Here is a 17,424-nt window from a genome sequence, read left to right on the forward strand (position 1 = left end):
ACCACCGGTGTCCGGCGCCACCACCCCCGGCGCCCGCACCGACCCGAGGGGCGGGTCCACCACGCCCGCCCGCCGTCCGATCCCGAACGAACACCCACCCGCCACAGCCAAGGGACCGTCCATGTTCGCTCTCTCCTCCTCGCAGGAGATCGTCTGGCTGCACGAGCAGATGCTGCCGGGCAGCCGCGCCTACAACTTCACCGCCGCCCTCGACCTCTGGGGCGCGCTCGACCCCGACGCGCTGCGCGCCGGGCTCACCGCCGTGCTCGCCCACCACCCCGGCCTCCGGCTGGAGCTCGTCGCCCGGCCGGAGGGCGTGCCCGGCCAGCGGGTCGGCGCCCGGACCGAACCGCGGCTGCGCACCAGCGACCTCTCCGGCGAGGCCGACCCCGAAGGCGCCTTCCGCGCGCTGCTCGCCGCCGAGGCCGAGGAGCCGCTGGACACCACGCAGGCGCCCCTGCTGCGCTGGCACCTCGTCCGGCTCGGCGAGGACCACCACCGGCTGATCCACGTCGAACACCACCTGGTCCACGACGGGCACTCGTTCGCGATCCTGCTGCGCGACCTGTTCACGGTCTACCGCGGGCACGTCCTCGGCGAGCCGGCCGAACTGCCCGCCGCCCCCTCCTACGAGGAGCACGTCCGGACCGGCACCGACGGCTCCCGGGACGGGGACCGTGCCCGCGGCCTGGAGTTCTGGCGCCGCGAGCTGACGGACGCCCCGCTCGCCCTGGCCCTGCCCGGGCTGGCCCGCCCGGGGGCGGTCCGCCGCCACCGGGGCGGCCAGCTGCGCCAGTCGATCGGCGCCGACCTGGCCGAGCGGCTGCGCGACCGCGGCCGGCAGGACGGCCACACGCCGTTCAGCACCCTCCTCACCCTCTTCGCCGAGCTGCTGCGCCGCCACAGCGGCCACCGGGAGCTGGTGGTCGGCACCGCCGTCGGCAACCGGCCGCCCGGCTTCGAGGGCACCGTCGGCATGTTCGTCAACACGGTGCCGCTGCGGCTGCGGCTGGACCCGGCCGCGCCCGGTACCGAGGCGGTGGACGAGGCGACCGACGTCCTGCTCCGCGCCCTGCCCCACCAGGACGTGCCGGTCCAGGAGCTGACGCGGCTGCTCGGGCTGCACACCACCGGGGCGGACAACCCGCTGTTCAGCGTGATGTTCAGCGCGCACGACGCGGCGCTGCCCGACGTCCAGGCGCCGGGCCTGGAGGTCTCGCTGTACGAGGGCTTCAACACCGGCACCACCCGCTTCGACCTGGACCTGGTGCTGCTGCCGGACGACCGCCGGGTGGTCGGCGAGAAGCACGGCGCCGCCGGGATGACCCTGGTCTGGGACTACGACGCGGACCTCTTCGGCGAGGAGACCGCCGGGCTGCTGGCCGAACGCCTGCTGGAGCTGCTGCGCTGCTACCTCGACCGGCCGCAGGCGGCCCTGGCCGAGCTGGCGGCCGGGCCCGTCCCCGCCGCCGGGCCCGTGGTCGAGGCCGCCGCCCCCGTCGTCCTCGACCCGGCCGCCGCGCAGGACCCGGCCGCGCTCGCCCTGGTCGCCGGCGCCGAGCGGCTCACCTACGGCGACCTCGACCGCCGGGTCGGCGCGCTCGCCGACCGGCTGAGCGCCGCCGGAGTGACCCCCGGCCAGCCGGTGGCCGCCGTGCTGCCGCGCGGGGTGGACAGCGTGGTCGCCCTGCTCGCCTGTCTGCGCCACGGCGCGGTGTACGCCCCGCTGTCCGCCGAGGACCCGGCGGCCCGCCTCGGCCTGCTGCTGGAACGGCTGAGCCCCGCCCTCGTCCTGGCCACCCGGCAGAGCGCGCTCGCCCTGCCCGCCGAGGGCGTCACCCCGGCGCTGCTGGACGGTCCGGCGTTCCCGAAGGCGGAGCCGGCCGCGGTGCTCGACGGCGCCGCGTACCTGATCCACACCTCGGGCTCGACCGGTGTGCCCAAGCCGGTGCTGGTCGGCCGGGAGGCGCTGGCCGGCTGGGTCGCCGCCCTCGCCCGCCGGTACGGGCTGAGCCCCGCCGACCGGGTGCTGCTGTTCGCCCGGCCCTCCTTCGACGTGGCGCTGGAGGAGGTACTGCCCTCGCTGGCGGCCGGCGCCACCCTCGTCCTGCCGCAGCGCGAGGTGCCGACCGGGCCGGAGCTGGTCGCGGTGCTGGCCGCCCGCGGCGTCACCGTCGCCAACCTGCCGACCAGTTACTTCCTGGCCGTCCGGGAGGACCTGCGGGAGGCGCTGGCGGACGGGCGGTGGTCCCCGCGACTGCTCGTGCTGGGCGGTGAGCGGCTGCCCGCCCGGGCGCTGCGCGGTCTGACCGACGGCACCGCCACCACGGTGCTGAACGCCTACGGCGTCACCGAGGCGACCGTCACCTCCACCGTGCACGAGGTCACCGCGGCCGACCTGGCCGGGGACGCCGAGATCCCGCTCGGCGTCGAGCTGCCGGGCGTGCGGGTGCACGTCGTGGACGAGGGGCTCCAGCCGCTGCCCGCCGGGTGCGTCGGCGAGCTGGCGGTCGGCGGCGCCGCGCTGGCCGACGGCTACCTCGGCCTCCCCGATCTCACGGACGCCCGGTTCGTCGCGGTGCCGGCGCTCGGCGGCGAGCGGGTGTACCGCACCGGCGACCGCGGGTACCGCGACCTGACCGGCCGGCTCTGGTTCCTCGGCCGCCGGGACAACCAGGTCAAGCTCCGCGGTCACCGGATCGAGCTGGAGGAGATCGAGGCGGCCGCCTCGGCCGAACTCGGCGGCCGGTCCTGCGCGGTGGTGCTGCACCAGGACCAGGACCAGGACCGGGACCGGGAGCAGAGTCAGGGGCAGGACGTCGGCCCCCGTCTGCTCGGGTTCCTGGAGGGCACCGAACAGCCCGACCAGGCCGCGCTGCACGCCGCCCTCGCGCTGCGGCTGCCCGGCGGGCTCGTCCCGGCCGTCTGGACGGCGCTGGACACCATGCCGACCCTGCCCGGCGGCAAGCCCGACCGGGCCGCCCTCGCCCGGATCGCCGCCGAACTGCCCGCCCCCGGCGAGCGGACCGCGCCGACGGCCACCGCCTTCGCCGACCCCGGCCAGCACCTGGTCGCCGAGGCCTGGCGCGAGGTGCTCGGCCACGACCGCTTCACCGCCGACTCGCACTTCTTCGAGGTCGGCGGCCACTCGCTGCTCGCCGCCCGGCTGGCCGCCTGGCTGGAGCCGCACCTGGGCGGCCGACCGGCGCTGCGCACGCTGTTCCAGCACCCCGTCCTCGCCGACCAGGCCCGCGCCCTGACCGGAGGCGCCCGGTGAACGCCGCACCCTCCGCCGTCCTGGAACGCGACCACCGCGAACTGGTCGACGCGTTCGAGAGCTTCGTCCGCCGCGAACTCGTCCCGCTGGCCGCCGAACTGCCCGAGACCGCCGACCAGCCGCCCGCCGAGCTGCGCGCGTACGTCCGCAAGCGCTCGGCCGCGCTCGGCTTCTACGCCGGCGACTACCCGGAGGAACTCGGCGGCTCCGGCATGCCGTTCACGGCCGTGGTGCTGCTGCACCACGCGGCGGGCCGCAGCGGCTGCCCGCTGGCGCCGTACGCGCTGGCCGGTTCGGACGGCCCGAGCCCGCTGCTGCGGCACGGCACGCCCGAGCAGATCGAGCGCTGGCTGCTGCCGCTGGTGCGGGGTGAGGCGGCCCGCTGCCTGGCCCTCACCGAACCGCACGCCGGATCCGACGCGTTCCGGCTCACCACCACCGCCGTCCGCGACGGCGACGGCTGGGTGATCGACGGCCGCAAGACCTTCGTCAGCAACGCCGACCGCGCCGACCTCGCCCTCGTCGTCACCGCCACCGACCTCGGGCGGGGCGCCGGCCCGACCGCCGGAGCCACCGCCTTCGCCCTCCCGATGGACCAGCCGGGACTGCGGATCGGCCAGCGGTACGAGGGCATGTCCGGCGAGCCGCTGTTCGAGCTGACGCTCGACCGGGTCCGGGTGCCGATGGACGCGGTGATCGGCGGAGCCGAGGGTGTCGGCGCCGCCACGGCCCTCGCCATGGAGAGCCTCTCCCGGGGCCGCCTGGTGGTCGCCGCGATGTGCAACGGCGTCGCCGAGTACGCGCTGCGGCTCGGCGTCGAGTACGCCCGGGAACGGCAGGCCTTCGGCGAACGGATCGGGAGCTACCAGCACGTCCAGGAGCACCTGGTGAGCACCCGGGCCGAGGTGGAGGCCGCCAAGCTGCTCACCCTGGCCTGCGCCCGGCTGGTCGACGACGGCACCGAGGCGCCCGAGAACGCGGCGCTCGCCAAGCTCACCGCCTCCGAGACCGCCGTCCGCGCGGTGGACCGTTCGCTCCAGGTGCACGGCGCCACCGGCTGGGTGCGCGGGCACCCGCTGGAGTTCCTGTACCGCTACGTCCGGATGATGACGATCATCGAGGGGACCTCCGAGGTCCAGAAGGTGATCGTCGCGCAGGCCATGGGTCTGGGCCGGCCGACCACCACTCGCCCGGAGGGCGCGATATGACGAACAATCAGGTTGATTCCAGCGTCGCGTACGGCCGCCCGCACCAGGACGGCGCCGTGCTCGGCCTCTTCACCGACTGGGTCCGCCGGACCCCGGACGCCCCGGCGCTCGTCGACGGTGCGCGCACCTGGAGCTACGCCGAACTCGACCGCCTCGCCGACGCGCTGGCCGACTCCCTGCGCGACCGGGTGCGTCCCGGCGACCTGGTCGGCGTCTGCCTGGACCACTCGGCGGGGCTGGTCGCCGTCACCCTGGCGGTCGCCCGGCTCGGCGCCGTCCACCTGCCGCTCGGCCCGCGCCCCGGCGAACGCCGGCTCCAGGCCGTCGCCCGCAACCTGCGACTGGCCTGCCTGGTCGGCGACCCGGCGCTGCTGCCGCCCGCCCACGCCGGGGGCGAGCACCTCCCGCTCTCTGCCCCGCTCGCCGGGGCGGTCGCCGACCCCACCGTGGTCGCCGCCTTCGCCCCGGCCCCGGCCGGCGCGGTCGGCGCCCCGGCCGGCACCCACTACGCCGTCCTCACCTCCGGCTCCACCGGCACCCCCAAGGCGGTCGCCGTCGGGGAGCCCTCCCTCGGCTCCCTGCTGCACTGGTACCGCGAGCTCACCGGCCTGGGCCCCGGCGACCGGCACAGCCTGCTGATCGGCGTCGCCTTCGACCCGCACGTGAAGGAGCTCTGGGCCACCCTCACCTCCGGCGCCGCCCTCGTCGTGGCCCCCGAAGCCGTCCGCTGGGACCGGGGCGCGCTCACCGACTGGTGGCGCTCGGCGGGGATCACCGTCAGCGTGCTGCCCACCCCGCTGGCCGAACCCGTGCTCGACCGGCCCTGGCCCACCGGGCTGGCGCTGCGCCACCTCGGCATCGGCGGCGACCGGCTGCGCCGCGCCCCCGGCCCGGACGTCACCGCCACCGTGCACAACATGTACGGGCCGGCCGAGGCCACCGTGGTCACCACCACGCACACCATGGCGCCCGGCGCCGACCACGGCACCGGCGCGCCGCCGATCGGCCGGCCGGTGCCCGGCGCGGTGCTGCTGGTCGCCGACGGGGCCGGCCGGCCGGTGCCGCGCGGACACTCCGGTGAACTGTGGATCGGCGGCCGCTGCCTCTCCCTCGGCTACCTGGACGAGGAGCTCACCGCCCGCCGCTTCGTCCCCGCGCCGGACGGGGTGGAGGGCGCCGACCGCGTCTACCGCACCGGCGACCGGGTGCTGATGCGGCCGGACGGCGTGCTGGAGTTCCTGGGCCGCCTCGACGACCAGGTCAAGGTCAGCGGCGTCCGGATCGAACCCGCCGAGGTCGAGGCGGCGTTCGAGCGTGACGCCAGGGTCCGCCGGGCCGTCGTCGCGGCGCGGCCGGACCGGGCGGGCGGGGTCCAGCTGGTCGCCTTCGTCCAGCCGGCGCCGGGTGACGGCGGTCTGGGCACCGGCGGCCCGACCGGTGCCGAGCTGCTGCCGGAGGTCCGGGCCTGGCTGCCGGAGCAGGCCGTGCCGGCCGTCGTCCGGGTGGTCGACGCATTCCCGCTGGACGCCAACGGCAAGGTCGACCGGGCCGCCCTGCTCGCGGCCGAGGAGGAGACCCGCGGCGCCGGGGCCGCCGAGGAGGGTGCCACGCCCACCGAGCGGACCGTGCTGCGGCTCTGCCGGGAGCTGCTGGGCCGCCCCGACCTCGGTCCGCTGGACAACTTCCTCGACGCGGGCGGCAATTCGCTCGCCGCCGCCCGTCTGCTGGCGGCTCTGGAGGAGGAGTACGAGGTCCGGCTGCGCGCCCCCCAGGTGCTGCGCCAGCCCGACCTGCGCGGCGTCGGGCGGCTGGTCGAGGAGAAACGCCCGAGCGCCGTCGCCGCCTCCTGACCACACGCCGTAGCAGGGCGCCCCGGCGCGAAGCCGGGGCGCCCGGAAGGGAACCACCATGTCCGCACCCACCATGCCCTCAGCCACCATGCCCGCACCCGCCAGGCCCGCGGCCCTGTCCGCGCCGGGCGGCTCCGTTGCCGGGGCCGACTCCGTCCCCGTCCTGATCGCCCGGCAGGCCGACCGATGTCCGCGGGCGCTCGCCGTGACGGACGGCTCCACTGTCCTGACGTATCGTCAACTGATCACTTCCGCACGACAGCTGGCCGGTGAACTGGCCGCGCGCGGGATCGTCCCCGGCAGCGCCGTCGGCCTGCTCTGCGCCCGTTCCACCCGCCTGGTCGTCGCCCAGCTCGCCGTCTGGTGGGCGGGCGGCCACGTCGTGCCGCTGGACCCGGCGTACCCGCGTCCGCGCACCGCCGCGATGATCGAGGACGCCGGGGTCCGGCTCACCCTCGGCGACAAGGCGCTGCTCGCGGAGGCCGGTCTGCCGGCCGGCCAGGTCCTCGTGCTGGCCGCCGCCGGGCTCACCGACGCCCCTGACGCCTTCGAGGCACCGGATGCCTTCGAGGCGCCCGAGAGCCCGGAGGCGCCGGCCGTGACCGGCCCGGCGGCGGTCGCCCTGGTGATCTACACCTCCGGTTCCACCGGCCGCCCCAAGGGCGTCCAGGTACCGCACGGCGCGGTCGCCGACCTGGTCGCCGCCCCCGACGCGATCGCGCTCGGCCCAGGCGACCGCGTGCTCTTCCACTCGCCCGCCACCTTCGACGCCTCGACCTTCGAGCTCTGGGCCCCGCTGGTGCGCGGCGCCGCCGTCGCGGTCTCGCCCGCCGAGCGGCCCACCGCCGAGGAACTCGCCCGCGACATCGAGCGGTTCGGCGTCACCACCGCCCTGTTCACCACCGCCCTCTTCCACCGGCTGGCCGCCCGCGAGTCGCGGATCTTCGGGGTGCTGCGCACGCTGCTCGTCGGCGGCGAGGCCCTGTCGCCCGGGCACGCGGCCACCGTGCTGCGGGCGTTCCCCTGGCTCGACCTGGTCAACGCCTACGGGCCGACCGAGTCCACCACCATCACCACCCTGCACCGGATCGGCCCGGCCGACCGCACCGGGCAGGTGCCGATCGGCCTCCCGTTCGGCGGGGCCCGCACCGTCGTCCTGGACGAGCGGCAGGCCCCGGTGCCCCCCGGCACCCGCGGTGAGCTGTGGATCGGCGGCGCCCGGCTGGCCCTCGGCTACCTCGGCCGGCCGGACCTGACGGCGGAGCGCTTCCGGGACATCCCCGGCCTCGGGCGGGCCTACCGCAGCGGCGACCTGGTCTCGGAGCGCCCGGACGGCACCCTGGAGTTCCACGGCCGGCTCGACGACCAGGTCAAGGTCCGCGGCTTCCGGATCGAACCCGGAGAGATCGAGCACGTCCTGCGGCAGGACCCCGAGGTCGCCGAGGCGGCGGTCGTGGTCCGCCGCCCCGGTCAGGAGGACGCCGTGCTCGCCGCGTACGTCGTCCCCGCCGAGGGCACGCGGCCGGTGGCCGAGACGCTCCGCCGCCGGCTGGCCGACCGGCTGCCGGCCCACCTGGTACCCACCGCCTGGACCGTGCTGGACGCCCTGCCGTTCACCGGCACCGGCAAGGTCGACCGCCGCGCGCTCGCCGCGGACGAGCCGCCGGCCGGGACCGGCCCGGCCGCCACCGCCCCACTGACGCCCATCCAGCAGGCCGTCGCCGAGGCCTGGTCACGGGCCCTGGAGCGCCCGGTGACCGCGCCGGACGCCGACTTCCTCGCCGAGGGCGGCCACTCGCTGCTGGCCATGTGGGTGGTCGACGACCTCCGGGAGGACCTCGGCGTGGAGCTCTCGCTCGCCGAGTTCCTCGACCACCCCACCGTCGCCGCCCAGGCCGCCCTGATCGAACGCGCCCTCCTCGCCGCCCACGGCGAGGCGGCCGCCGCCGGCCCCGTGCAGCACGTGCAGCACGGGGAGCACGGGGAGCACGGGGAGTCGGCCCGATGACCGCCACCGACCAGGCCGCCCGGCAGGCCGACCTGCTGTGGCTCGCCCGCCGACGGGTCGGCGCCGGTCCCGCCCGGACCGGTTCCGCCCCAGCTGGTTCCGCCCGGACCGGTTCCGTTCCGGCCGGGCAGACCGCCGAGGGCCCCGCCCCGCTCTCGCACGCCCAGCAGCGGATGTGGCTGATGGACCGCCTCGGCCAGGGCGGCGCCGGCTACCACGTACCGCTCGCCACCCGCCTGCGCGGCCCGCTCGACACCGAGGCGCTGGCCGCCGCCCTCACCGCGCTCACCGCCCGCCACACCGTCCTGCGCACCCGCTACGGGCAGCGGGGCGACCACCCCTACCAGGAGGCCGCACCGGCCACCCCGGTACCCGTCCCGGTGCTGCCCGCCACCCCCGAGGCCGCCCCCGCCCTGCTGCGCACCGAGGCCGGGCGCCCGTTCGACCTCGCCACCGGCCCGGTCCTGCGGGCCCTGCTCCTGCGGCACGGCCAGGACGACCACACCCTGCTGCTGACGCTGCACCACATCGCCGTCGACGGCGGCTCACTGCCCGTGCTCGCCGCCGACCTCGCCGCCCTGTACCGGGCCGCGCTCACCGGGCAGCCCGCCGACCTGCCCCCGGCCGGGCCGCAGTACGCCGACTACGCCCGCTGGGAGCGGTCCCGCGACGCCGAACTCGCCGCCGCCGCCGGCACCTGGGCCGCCCGGCTCACCGGTGCCCGGCCGGTACCGCTGCTGCGCCCCGTCCCACCCGGCCCGGGCGCCCGGCCGGCCGCCCTGCACACCGCGCCGCTCACTCCGGAGACCCTGGACGGCCTGCGGCGGCTCGGCACCCGGCACGGCGCCACCCTGTTCACCGTCGTGCTGGCGGCGGCCTTCGCCACCCTGCGCCTCGCCACCGGCGAGCCCGACCTCACCGTCGGCTGCGCCAGCGGCCACCGCGCCCGGCCCGAGCTGCGCCGGACGGTCGGCCTGAGCGTCAACACCCTGCCGGTCCGGGCCGACCTCTCCGGGGAGCCGACCTTCACCGAGGCGCTGACCCGGGTCCGGAGCGCCCTGCTCGACGCGCAGGAACGGCGCGACGTCCCGTTCGACCTGGTCGTCGAACGGCTCGGGGCCGCCGCCCGGGGCGAGGGCGGCCATCCGCTGCTCGCCGTCAGCTGCGACCTCGTCCGGCCGGCCGGGGCCCTCGCGCTGCCCGGCCTGGCGGCGGAGGCCGTCGACATCGACCTCGGGCTCGCCAAGTTCGGCCTCGCCCTGCTGGTCGAGGACGGCCCACGGCCGCGCTGCCTCGTCCAGCACGACGTCGCGGCGCTCGACGAGGCCGCCGCGGGCCGACTGCTCACCGGGTTCGCCGACCTGCTGACGGCCGTCGCGGCCGACGCGGACCGCCCCCTCGCCGGCCTGCCCGCCGCCCCTGGTCCCTGGTCCGGTCCTGGTCGCTGGTCCGGTCCTGACCGCACAGGCGGACCGGCGGCCGGGCCCGACCACCCCGCCGTCGGCGCGCTGCTGGCCGACCCCCGGATCGTCGAGGCCGCCGTGGTGGCCGCCGAGGGCCGGCCGGCCCTCGCGTACGCGGTGGTCCGCGGCCCCGCCTCGCCGAGCGGCACCGAGCTGCGCGCCGCCCTGCGCCACCGCCTCCCGGCCGACCGGCTCCCCGCCGCCGTCACCCTGGTCGACGCGCTGCCCCGGCACCCCGACGGCACGGTCGACCGGGCCCGGCTGCCCGGCGCGCCCGCCGCCCGCGAGTCCGAGGCGCTGGCGGCGGTGCGGACCGTCTTCGGCGAACTGCTGAGCGGCCGGCCGACGGCGGACGCGGACTTCTTCCACCTGGGCGGCCACTCACTGATGGCGGTTCAGCTGGCGGAGCGGCTGCGGGCCCGCACCGGCCTCCCGCTGACCGGGCTCGACGTCCTGGAGCAGCGCACCGCGCGCGCCCTGGCCGGGCTGCTCGACACCCGCGCCGCCGAGCGCCGCGCCGCCACCGCCGCCCGGCCGACCGGCCACGCCCGGCCGGCCGCCCGTCACCGCACCACCCGGGCGGGCACCGTGCTGCTCACCGGCGCCACCGGCGGGGTCGGCGCCGCCGTCCTGCAGGAGCTGATCGCCCAGGGCCGCCCGGTCCGGGCGCTGGTCCGGCCCGAGTCGGCGCACCTGGTGGCGGCGAACGGGGCCGAGGCCGCCGAGGGGGACCTGGCCGACCACGACAGCCTGTGCCGCGCGGTCGAGGGCGTCGACGCCGTCATCCACGCCGCGTGCACCTTCACCGAGCACCGGACCGACCTCGCCGCCATGCGGACCCTGGTGGACGGCTGGCGGGGCGGCGAGTTCGTCTTCGTCAGCAGCGTCGACGCCTACGGCCGACCGGCCGCCGCCGACGTCCCCGAGGGCGCCCCGGCCGAGGCCCCGGTCAGCCCCTACGGGCAGACCAAGCTGGACTGCGAGCGGATCCTGCTGGCCGCCGCCGGGACGGGCGGGCGCGGCGCGGGCACGGTGGTGCGGTCCCCGATCGTCTGGGGCCCGCACCGGCGGCTGCGCGACCAGCTCCGCTGGGGCTCCACCGGCGCGCTCTACCAGGCCGCGCTGGCCGGCCGGCCGATCGTGCTGCCCGCCCCGGCGGCGGACGGCCACGGCTGGTACGGCGCCTCCTGGGTGCACTCCGCCGCCCTCGCCCGGGCCGTCGTCGGCTGCGCCGACGGGACCGGCCGGGCGTCCGGGCGGACGGTCAACGCCGTCACCGGCCAGGTGGCCTGGGCCGAGCTGGCGGCCGAGCTGGTGCGGCTGCTCGGCTCGCCCAGCGCCGTCGAGCTGCGGGCGGACGCCGAACCGGAGCTGCGGCGACCCTGGCACTACCGGGCCGAGGCGCTGGCGGACCTGCTCCGCCCGGAGCCCGGCGAGGACTGGCGCAGCGTGCTCGCCGCCATGGTGCGGTAGTCGCGACGGGCCCCGGCCGGGCACACATCCGGCCGGGGCCCGCCCCCGCTGCCGGTCCGGTCCGTCCGGCTGGAAGGGTGGGCCCATGGACGAGACGATCATGGCCGCCGCCCACGAACGGGCCGCCGCCCACCGGCGCCGCTTCGACGCCCGCTTCGCGGCGTACTTCGCGGCCCTGCCGGAGCACCTGGACACCCCGGCGCTCAGCCGCTTCACCCCCCGCTGCCTGGAGCTCCTGCGGGAGCTCTCGCTGCGCGGCGGCAAGCGGCTGCGGGTCGCCCTGCTGTACGAGGCGGCCCGGCTGGTGACCGCCGAGCCGGTGCCCGGGCTGGCGGAGGCCGCGCTGAGCATCGAACTGCTCCAGACGCACGGGCTCGTCCACGACGACATCATCGACGACGCGCCCGTCCGGCGCGGCGGCCCGTCGACGTACTACGCCTACCGCGAGGAGTTCCCGGCCGGGGAGCGGACGGCGCTGGGCCTGGCCGTGCTGGCCGGGGATCTCGCGGCCTTCCTGGCCATGCGGGTCCTGCTCGACGCGGAGGTGCCGGCGCGGCTGCGGCACGCCATGCTGGAGGTGCAGCTGAGCGCGGGCGCGGAGACGGTCGTGGGCCAGATCGTCGACCTGGAGCGCGACTCCCACGCCCTGCCGGACGAGGAACTGCTGCACACCGTCTGCGAGTACAAGTCCACCCGGTACTCGGTCCTCGCGCCGCTGCGGCTCGGGCTGCTGGCCGCCGGCGAGGACCTGGCCGCCCACGACGGGCGGCTGCGCCGCTACGCGACCCTGGTCGGCATCGGCGGTCAGCTGTGCGACGACTACCTCGACCTGTTCGGCGACGAGGCCGCCACCGGGAAGTCCACCGGCGCCGACCTCCGCGCGGGGCGCCGCAGTTACGCCGTCACCGCTCTCCTGGCCGCCACCGCCGGGGCGGAGCGGGCCGTCGTGGAGTCCGCGCTCGGCGACCCGCACTGCCCGCCCGGGACGGTCGAGCGCGTCCGCGCCATCGCCCGGCAGCGGGGTGTGGACGAGCGCCTTCGCGCGGACCTGCGCCGTTACGCCGAGGCCGCCCGCGCCGAGGCCGCCGGCTGGCGCCCGTACTGGCGCGCGGAGGCGGTGGCCTTCTTCGAGGGCCTGCCGCTGTGGAGCGCCCGGCGGGTGGCCTGAACCGGCCGGTTCCCCGCGCGTCCGGGCCGTCCGCAGTGTGATGAACGGTCAGTCGCCCGGGTGTGGAGCCCATCTGAATGGAGATCACGTACCGGACGATTTTCGCCCGGCCGGTGATGGATTTCGTGTGATCATCTGCCGCTGGGCAGGTCATGGGTGATATCAGTATGAAGATCGATCCGGTGATGGGGGGCGTCGCTCTCCCACACCACTGATCGGCATGCCAGAAAACGGGGGTTGTGGCGTGATGGACGCACATATCGGCGGTCGGCCGCCGGACACCGGGTTGTCGCCGGACCGGACGCGTGCCACCGTGCCCGCCCCTCTCTGAAAGCCGGACGCGGGGCAGTAGGCCCGTTTCCGTTCCCCCGCCGCCCGAGGGTTCTCCGAAGCGCCCCGGGCCGCCTTCACGAGCAGGTCCCGCCCGTCTGATCCGTTCCCCGGTCCGAACCCCGGTCCGAGTGCCGGTCTGGCAGGCGCATGCCAGTAGCCCTGCTCCTCCACCACGACCCGAAGGTGATCGACAGATGCAGTTCAAGCGTCCACGCGCCGCGTGGATGACCAGCGTTCTCGCCACCGCCGTCGCCGGCGTCTGTGCCCTCGGCACGGTCCCCGCCAACGCGGTCGTCGGCGATCCGGTGGCCGACGGCGGCTACGCCTTCACGGCCAAGCTCGACATCGGCGACGGCAAGCGCTCCTGCTCGGCGGCCCTGATCAACCCGACCTGGGTGATCACCGCCGCCAGCTGTTTCGCCGCCGACCCGGCCGACCCCTCGACGGTGACCGCCGGGAAGCCCAAGGACCACGCCGTCGTCACCGTCGGCCGTACCGACCTGGGCAGCCAGACCGGTGTCTCCGTCGACGTGATCGACCTCAAGCCGCGCGCCGACCGGGACCTCGTCGTCGCCCGCCTGGCCGGCCCGGTCTTCGGCGTCACCCCGGTGACCCTCGCCGACACCGCCCCGGCGGTGGGCGACACCCTGCGCGCCACCGGCTACGGGCGCACCCAGGACGAGTGGGTGCCGAACCGCCTCCACGGCGCGGCCGTCACGGTCAAGTCGACCGCGGCGACCACCGTCGGCATCGCCGCCAAGGCCCCGGCCACCGGCACGATCTGCAAGGGCGACACCGGCGGCCCGACCTTCCGGGAGAACGGCGCGACCGCGGTCCTGGCCGGCATCCACAGCCTCTCCTGGCAGGGCGGCTGCTTCGGCTCCACCGAGACCCGCACCGACGCGGTCGAGAGCCGGGTCGACGACATCCGCCAGTGGATCCTCGACAGCTCCTCGGTCGACCAGGCCCTGCTCGGCCCCGGCGCGCGGCTCGCCTCCGGCCAGACGCTCGCCGGCCGCGACCTGCGGCTGACCATGCGGGCCGACGGCAATCTCACGCTGACCCACAAGAACGCCCCCAACGGCATCATCTGGGCCACCGGTACCGGCGGGAACGCCGGCGCCTACGCCGAGATGCAGCCCGACGGCAACTTCGTCGTCTACACGGCCGACAAGCACCCGATCTGGAACACCGCCACCTGGAGCTCCCCGGGCGGTTACCTGAGCCTCCAGGACGACGGCAACATCGTCGTCTACAAGAAGGGCGGCGGCCCGCTCTCGGGCGGCGCGGCCTGGGGCGCCGGCTCGACCCGGATCGGCAGCACCATCGGCTCCGGCCAGCCGGTCTGGTCCGCCCAGTGGACCGAGTCGAAGTCCACCGTGCTGATCATGCAGCGGGACGGCAACTTCGCCCTGTACCGCAAGAGCGACGGCGCCCACCTCTGGTCGACCGGCACCTACGCCAGCACCTTCGGCTACTTCGTCATGCAGGCCGACGGCAACGCGGTCGTCTACCCGGCGGGCCAGGGCAACGGCGTCGGTTCGGTCTGGAGCTCCGGCACCTTCTGGAGCGCCGGAGCCTTCATGAAGCTCCAGGACGACGGCAACCTCGTGATCTACAAGGAGGAGGGCGGCGAGGGCGTCGGCGGTGCGATCTGGAGCACCAACACCTTCGCCTGATCACCCTCCCCTGACCGCCTTCGCCTGATTCCCGCGCCACCCCGCAGCACCTGCCGTTGACCCCGGGTCCGCCGCACCCCGGCGGAACCGGGGTCAACGGGCGCTGAGCAGCGACTCGTTGAACTCCGCCACGACCGTGAACCCCAGCCGCCGGTAGAGGCCGGCGGCGCCCGGGTTGTCGGCCCGGACGTTGAGCCCGATGTGGTCGGTGGTGCCGGTCAGGCGGCGGCACAGCTCCGCGACACAGGCGCCGGCCGCGCCCCGGCCGCGCACCGCCGGGTGGGTGGCGACGTTGCCGATCGCGGCCACCCGGTGGGCGGGGGAGTGGACGTGCACCCCGGCGACCGCCACCAGGGCGCCGCCCTCGCGCACACCGACGTACTGGCCGGTGTCCAGCATCCGCTCGTCGAACCAGTTGCCCGGGTAGGCCACCGAGAAGAGGGCGAGCAACTCGGGCAGATCGGCCCGCCCCAGCGGAGCCGGGGCCCACGGGCCATCGAGGTGCGGTGCGAGGCACGACCGGTCCGACAGCGTCATTCTCAGCAGCGCCGCCCGCCGCTCCACGCGGTAGACCGGGGTGAGGGCCTCCTCCGCCCGGCCGGACAGATGGGCCAGGAACCGCCGTGGCAGCACCGGCAGCATGGCCCGAAGCAGCTCCTCCAGCGACCGCCACCGCTCCTCGGGCGCGAACCCGAGCAGGGTCGGGATCTCGCCCACGGCGTAGAGCAGCGCCACCGGCCCGTCGTCCGACACCGTGTACCAGGCGGTGTGCGGCCACAACAGGTCGTCGAGGTCGCCGAGTTCGAAGAGATGCAGGCCGGGATCACCGCGGAACCGGTCGGTCAGCGCCGCCCGGTCGTGCAGGCTGAGCAGGGACATCCGCCGAGCCTACGCGCCCCGCCCCGGCCGACGGCCGCCCGGGGTGCCTTCCGAAGTGACCCCGGGGCGGCCCGGACGCCGGTCCCGGGGGGCGGATCACGTCGAGGCCGCCGGCTGCGAGGGCGCTTCCCGGCCGGTGGGGGCCGCGGCTTCGCCGGTGCGGGAGGTCGGGAGGTCGCGAGTGCGGCCGATCGGGGAGAAGAGCAGGACGAGCGCGGCGAGCGGGACTCCGGCGGTGGTGATCCACATCGCGGGGCGCAGCCCGAGGGCGGTGCCGAGAGCGCCGGCGAGGAGGGCGCCGAGCGGGATGGTGCCGTAGTTGAGGACGGCGGTGCTGGCCGTGATGCGGCCCAGCAGATCGGACGGGCAGTAACGCTGCTGGAAGCCGGACTTGATCACATTGCCGGCCACGACGCCCGCGGAGACGCCGAACCCGCCCGCCACGTAGACGAGTACGCCCGTGCCCTTGGTGGTGAGCGGGATGAGCAGGGCCAGGACGGGCAGGCACAGTTCGAAGAGGATCATCGCGCGGGCGGTGCCGATCCGGGCGGCGACCCGGCGGGCGGCGAAGGCCCCGGCGACGCCGCCGCTCGCCCCGGCCGCGATCAGCCCGCCGACGGTGCCCGGGGCGAGCCCGACCTCGCGGACCAGGAAGGCCACCTGGATGGACTGAAACCCCATCAGGGACAGGTTGGAGGCGGCGCCGAACAGTGTCAGCGCTCTCAGCCAGCGGTCCCCGGCGACCAGCCGCAGACCCTCGCCGATCTCGCGGCCGAGCGCCCTGGGCCGGTCCGGCCGGGCGGGCGGCGCCTCCCGGTGCCGGATGCGGCTCAGACAGACGAGGGAGACCAGGAAGGTCGCGGCGTTGGTGAGCATGCCGTTCACCGCTCCGGCCAGTTGCGCGATCAGGCCGCCGGAGCCGAGGCCGGCGATCTGCGCGGCGGAGGCGCTGCCGTGCAGCTTGGCGTTGCCCTCGGGCTGGTCGGCGGGGTCGAGCAGGCTGGGGAGGTAGGCGGTGTAGGCGGTCTGGAAGAAGACGGCGGCGGTGCCGCTGAGCAGCGCGACGGCCAGCAGCAGGCCGGTGCTGAGCACACCGAGCCAGGAGGCCACCGGGACGGCGGCGAACAGCCCGAGCGAGAGCGCGGCCGTGGCCAGCATGATCGGGCGGCGCGGTAAGCGGTCCACCCAGACGCCGGCCGGCAGGCCGATGACCAGCCAGGGGGCCCAGGAGGCGGCGAACAGCAGGCCGATCTCGAAGGTGCTCGCGTGCAGGTCGGTGACGGCGATCAGCGGCATCGCGACCCCGGAGACGGAGGCGCCGAACCTCCCCGCGGTCTCGCCGCACCAGAGCAGCCGGAAGTCCCGGTGGCGGCGGAGCAGTCCGCCGCGTGCGTCGGCGCTCATGCGGTGTCACGCGGCTTGCGCGGGAAGGACTGGAGCTGGACCACGATCGGCAGCGCGCCGGCCTCGGGCTCGGTGCCCGGTCCGGGGGTGTGGCGGGCAATGACGGCTGCCAAGTCCTCGTTGAGGTCCTTGAGTTGTTGGGGCGTCAGTCGCAGGTGGCTCCAGTCCGAGATGGTGCCGACGTTGCGCCAGTCGTCCTCCCAATCCTCGCTGATGTAGGAGGAGACCCGGGTGAAGTACTGCTGCACCAGCTCGTGCAGGTAGAGCGAGAGGGCGCCCCGGCTGTCGGGGTCGTCGTGGAAGTCGGCGCTGTTCAGCTGGGTGGCGACGGGCACCCGCCGCCACCAGCGCTCGCGCCTGGTGCCCCGGCCGGTCTCCTCCTCGATGAAGCCGTGCTCGGCGAGGTGGCGCAGGTGCCAGCTGACGGTGCCGGTGTTCTCGCCGAGGCGTTCGGCGAGCCGGGTGGCGGTGGAGGGGCCGTCCAGGTTGAGCAGTTCGAAGATCTGCATCCGCAGCGGATGGGCGAGCCCGCGCAGGCTGCGGGCGTCGATCCGGCGGTGGGCGGTAGCGGGCGGGGGCGACTGTTCCGGTTGCTCGGTCATGTCGGCATCCTACGATGCAGAGGACTCTCTGCATAGAGGTCTCTGCAGAGGTGTCTCTGTGGAGGAGAGGCCTGCGGTGG

At 76.2% G+C, this 17,424-nt stretch carries 10 protein-coding genes; 7 read left to right on the forward strand and 3 right to left on the reverse strand.

Annotation, left to right across the window (positions count from 1 at the left end):
• Positions 1-121 precede the first annotated feature (121 nt).
• The 7 genes from ACIO5D_RS00465 to ACIO5D_RS00495 all read left to right on the forward strand — a co-directional run bounded on the left by ACIO5D_RS00465 (position 122) and on the right by ACIO5D_RS00495 (position 14,459).
• Positions 122-3,277: an amino acid adenylation domain-containing protein gene (locus ACIO5D_RS00465; protein ID WP_400793397.1), complete on the forward strand. Its 3,156-nt coding sequence runs from the start codon at positions 122-124 to the stop codon at positions 3,275-3,277.
• Positions 3,274-4,485 carry an acyl-CoA dehydrogenase family protein gene (locus ACIO5D_RS00470; RefSeq protein ID WP_400651460.1) on the forward strand — a complete coding sequence of 404 codons (1,212 nt, stop codon included), beginning with the start codon at positions 3,274-3,276 and terminating at the stop codon, positions 4,483-4,485. Before ACIO5D_RS00465 ends, ACIO5D_RS00470 begins: the two co-directional genes overlap by 4 nt.
• Positions 4,482-6,335 carry an amino acid adenylation domain-containing protein gene (locus ACIO5D_RS00475; RefSeq protein WP_400793398.1) on the forward strand — a complete coding sequence of 618 codons (1,854 nt, stop codon included), beginning with the start codon at positions 4,482-4,484 and terminating at the stop codon, positions 6,333-6,335. The genes ACIO5D_RS00470 and ACIO5D_RS00475 overlap by 4 nt, the downstream gene beginning before the upstream one ends.
• Positions 6,336-6,393: 58 nt before the next feature.
• A complete protein-coding gene (locus ACIO5D_RS00480; protein ID WP_400793400.1) occupies positions 6,394-8,343 on the forward strand; it encodes an amino acid adenylation domain-containing protein in 1,950 nt (649 codons plus the stop codon).
• Entirely contained in the window at positions 8,340-11,279 is a 2,940-nt protein-coding gene (locus ACIO5D_RS00485) for a condensation domain-containing protein (RefSeq protein ID WP_400793402.1), read from the forward strand. Before ACIO5D_RS00480 ends, ACIO5D_RS00485 begins: the two co-directional genes overlap by 4 nt.
• Before the next feature lie 85 nt (positions 11,280-11,364).
• Entirely contained in the window at positions 11,365-12,447 is a 1,083-nt protein-coding gene (locus ACIO5D_RS00490; RefSeq protein ID WP_400651471.1) for a polyprenyl synthetase family protein, read from the forward strand.
• A gap of 527 nt (positions 12,448-12,974) precedes the next feature.
• The gene (locus tag ACIO5D_RS00495) at positions 12,975-14,459 is read left to right on the forward strand and encodes a trypsin-like serine protease (protein ID WP_400793404.1); all 1,485 of its coding nucleotides are present in this window, start codon (positions 12,975-12,977) and stop codon (positions 14,457-14,459) included.
• Between the two features lie 93 nt (positions 14,460-14,552).
• Here the strand turns inward: ACIO5D_RS00495 and ACIO5D_RS00500 are convergent, their stop codons facing one another.
• The 3 genes from ACIO5D_RS00500 to ACIO5D_RS00510 form a co-directional block, all read right to left on the reverse strand.
• Positions 14,553-15,338: a GNAT family N-acetyltransferase gene (locus ACIO5D_RS00500; protein ID WP_400793406.1), complete on the reverse strand. Its 786-nt coding sequence runs from the start codon at positions 15,336-15,338 to the stop codon at positions 14,553-14,555.
• 96 nt (positions 15,339-15,434) lie between these two features.
• Complete coding sequence (locus ACIO5D_RS00505; protein ID WP_400793409.1) at positions 15,435-16,742, reverse strand: MFS transporter; 1,308 nt, start codon at positions 16,740-16,742, stop codon at positions 15,435-15,437.
• Positions 16,739-17,344, reverse strand: a complete 606-nt coding sequence (locus ACIO5D_RS00510) for an ArsR/SmtB family transcription factor (RefSeq protein ID WP_400793411.1) — start codon at positions 17,342-17,344, stop codon at positions 16,739-16,741. The genes ACIO5D_RS00505 and ACIO5D_RS00510 overlap by 4 nt, the downstream gene beginning before the upstream one ends.
• Positions 17,345-17,424 lie beyond the last annotated feature (80 nt).

The sequence above is a fragment of the Kitasatospora sp. NPDC087315 genome (genome assembly GCF_044744345.1).
Lineage (GTDB): Bacteria > Actinomycetota > Actinomycetes > Streptomycetales > Streptomycetaceae > Kitasatospora.

Bases quoted from the DNA above. Each gene is read 5' to 3' on its own strand.
- ACIO5D_RS00465 (WP_400793397.1), top strand. From the start codon at position 122: ATGTTCGCTCTCTCCTCCTCGCAGGAGATCGTCTGGCTGCACGAGCAG.
- ACIO5D_RS00505 (WP_400793409.1), bottom strand. From the start codon at position 16,742: ATGAGCGCCGACGCACGCGGCGGACTGCTCCGCCGCCACCGGGACTTC.
- ACIO5D_RS00490 (WP_400651471.1), top strand. From the start codon at position 11,365: ATGGACGAGACGATCATGGCCGCCGCCCACGAACGGGCCGCCGCCCAC.
- ACIO5D_RS00495 (WP_400793404.1), top strand. From the start codon at position 12,975: ATGCAGTTCAAGCGTCCACGCGCCGCGTGGATGACCAGCGTTCTCGCC.
- ACIO5D_RS00510 (WP_400793411.1), bottom strand. From the start codon at position 17,344: ATGACCGAGCAACCGGAACAGTCGCCCCCGCCCGCTACCGCCCACCGC.
- ACIO5D_RS00475 (WP_400793398.1), top strand. From the start codon at position 4,482: ATGACGAACAATCAGGTTGATTCCAGCGTCGCGTACGGCCGCCCGCAC.
- ACIO5D_RS00485 (WP_400793402.1), top strand. From the start codon at position 8,340: ATGACCGCCACCGACCAGGCCGCCCGGCAGGCCGACCTGCTGTGGCTC.
- ACIO5D_RS00500 (WP_400793406.1), bottom strand. From the start codon at position 15,338: ATGTCCCTGCTCAGCCTGCACGACCGGGCGGCGCTGACCGACCGGTTC.
- ACIO5D_RS00480 (WP_400793400.1), top strand. From the start codon at position 6,394: ATGTCCGCACCCACCATGCCCTCAGCCACCATGCCCGCACCCGCCAGG.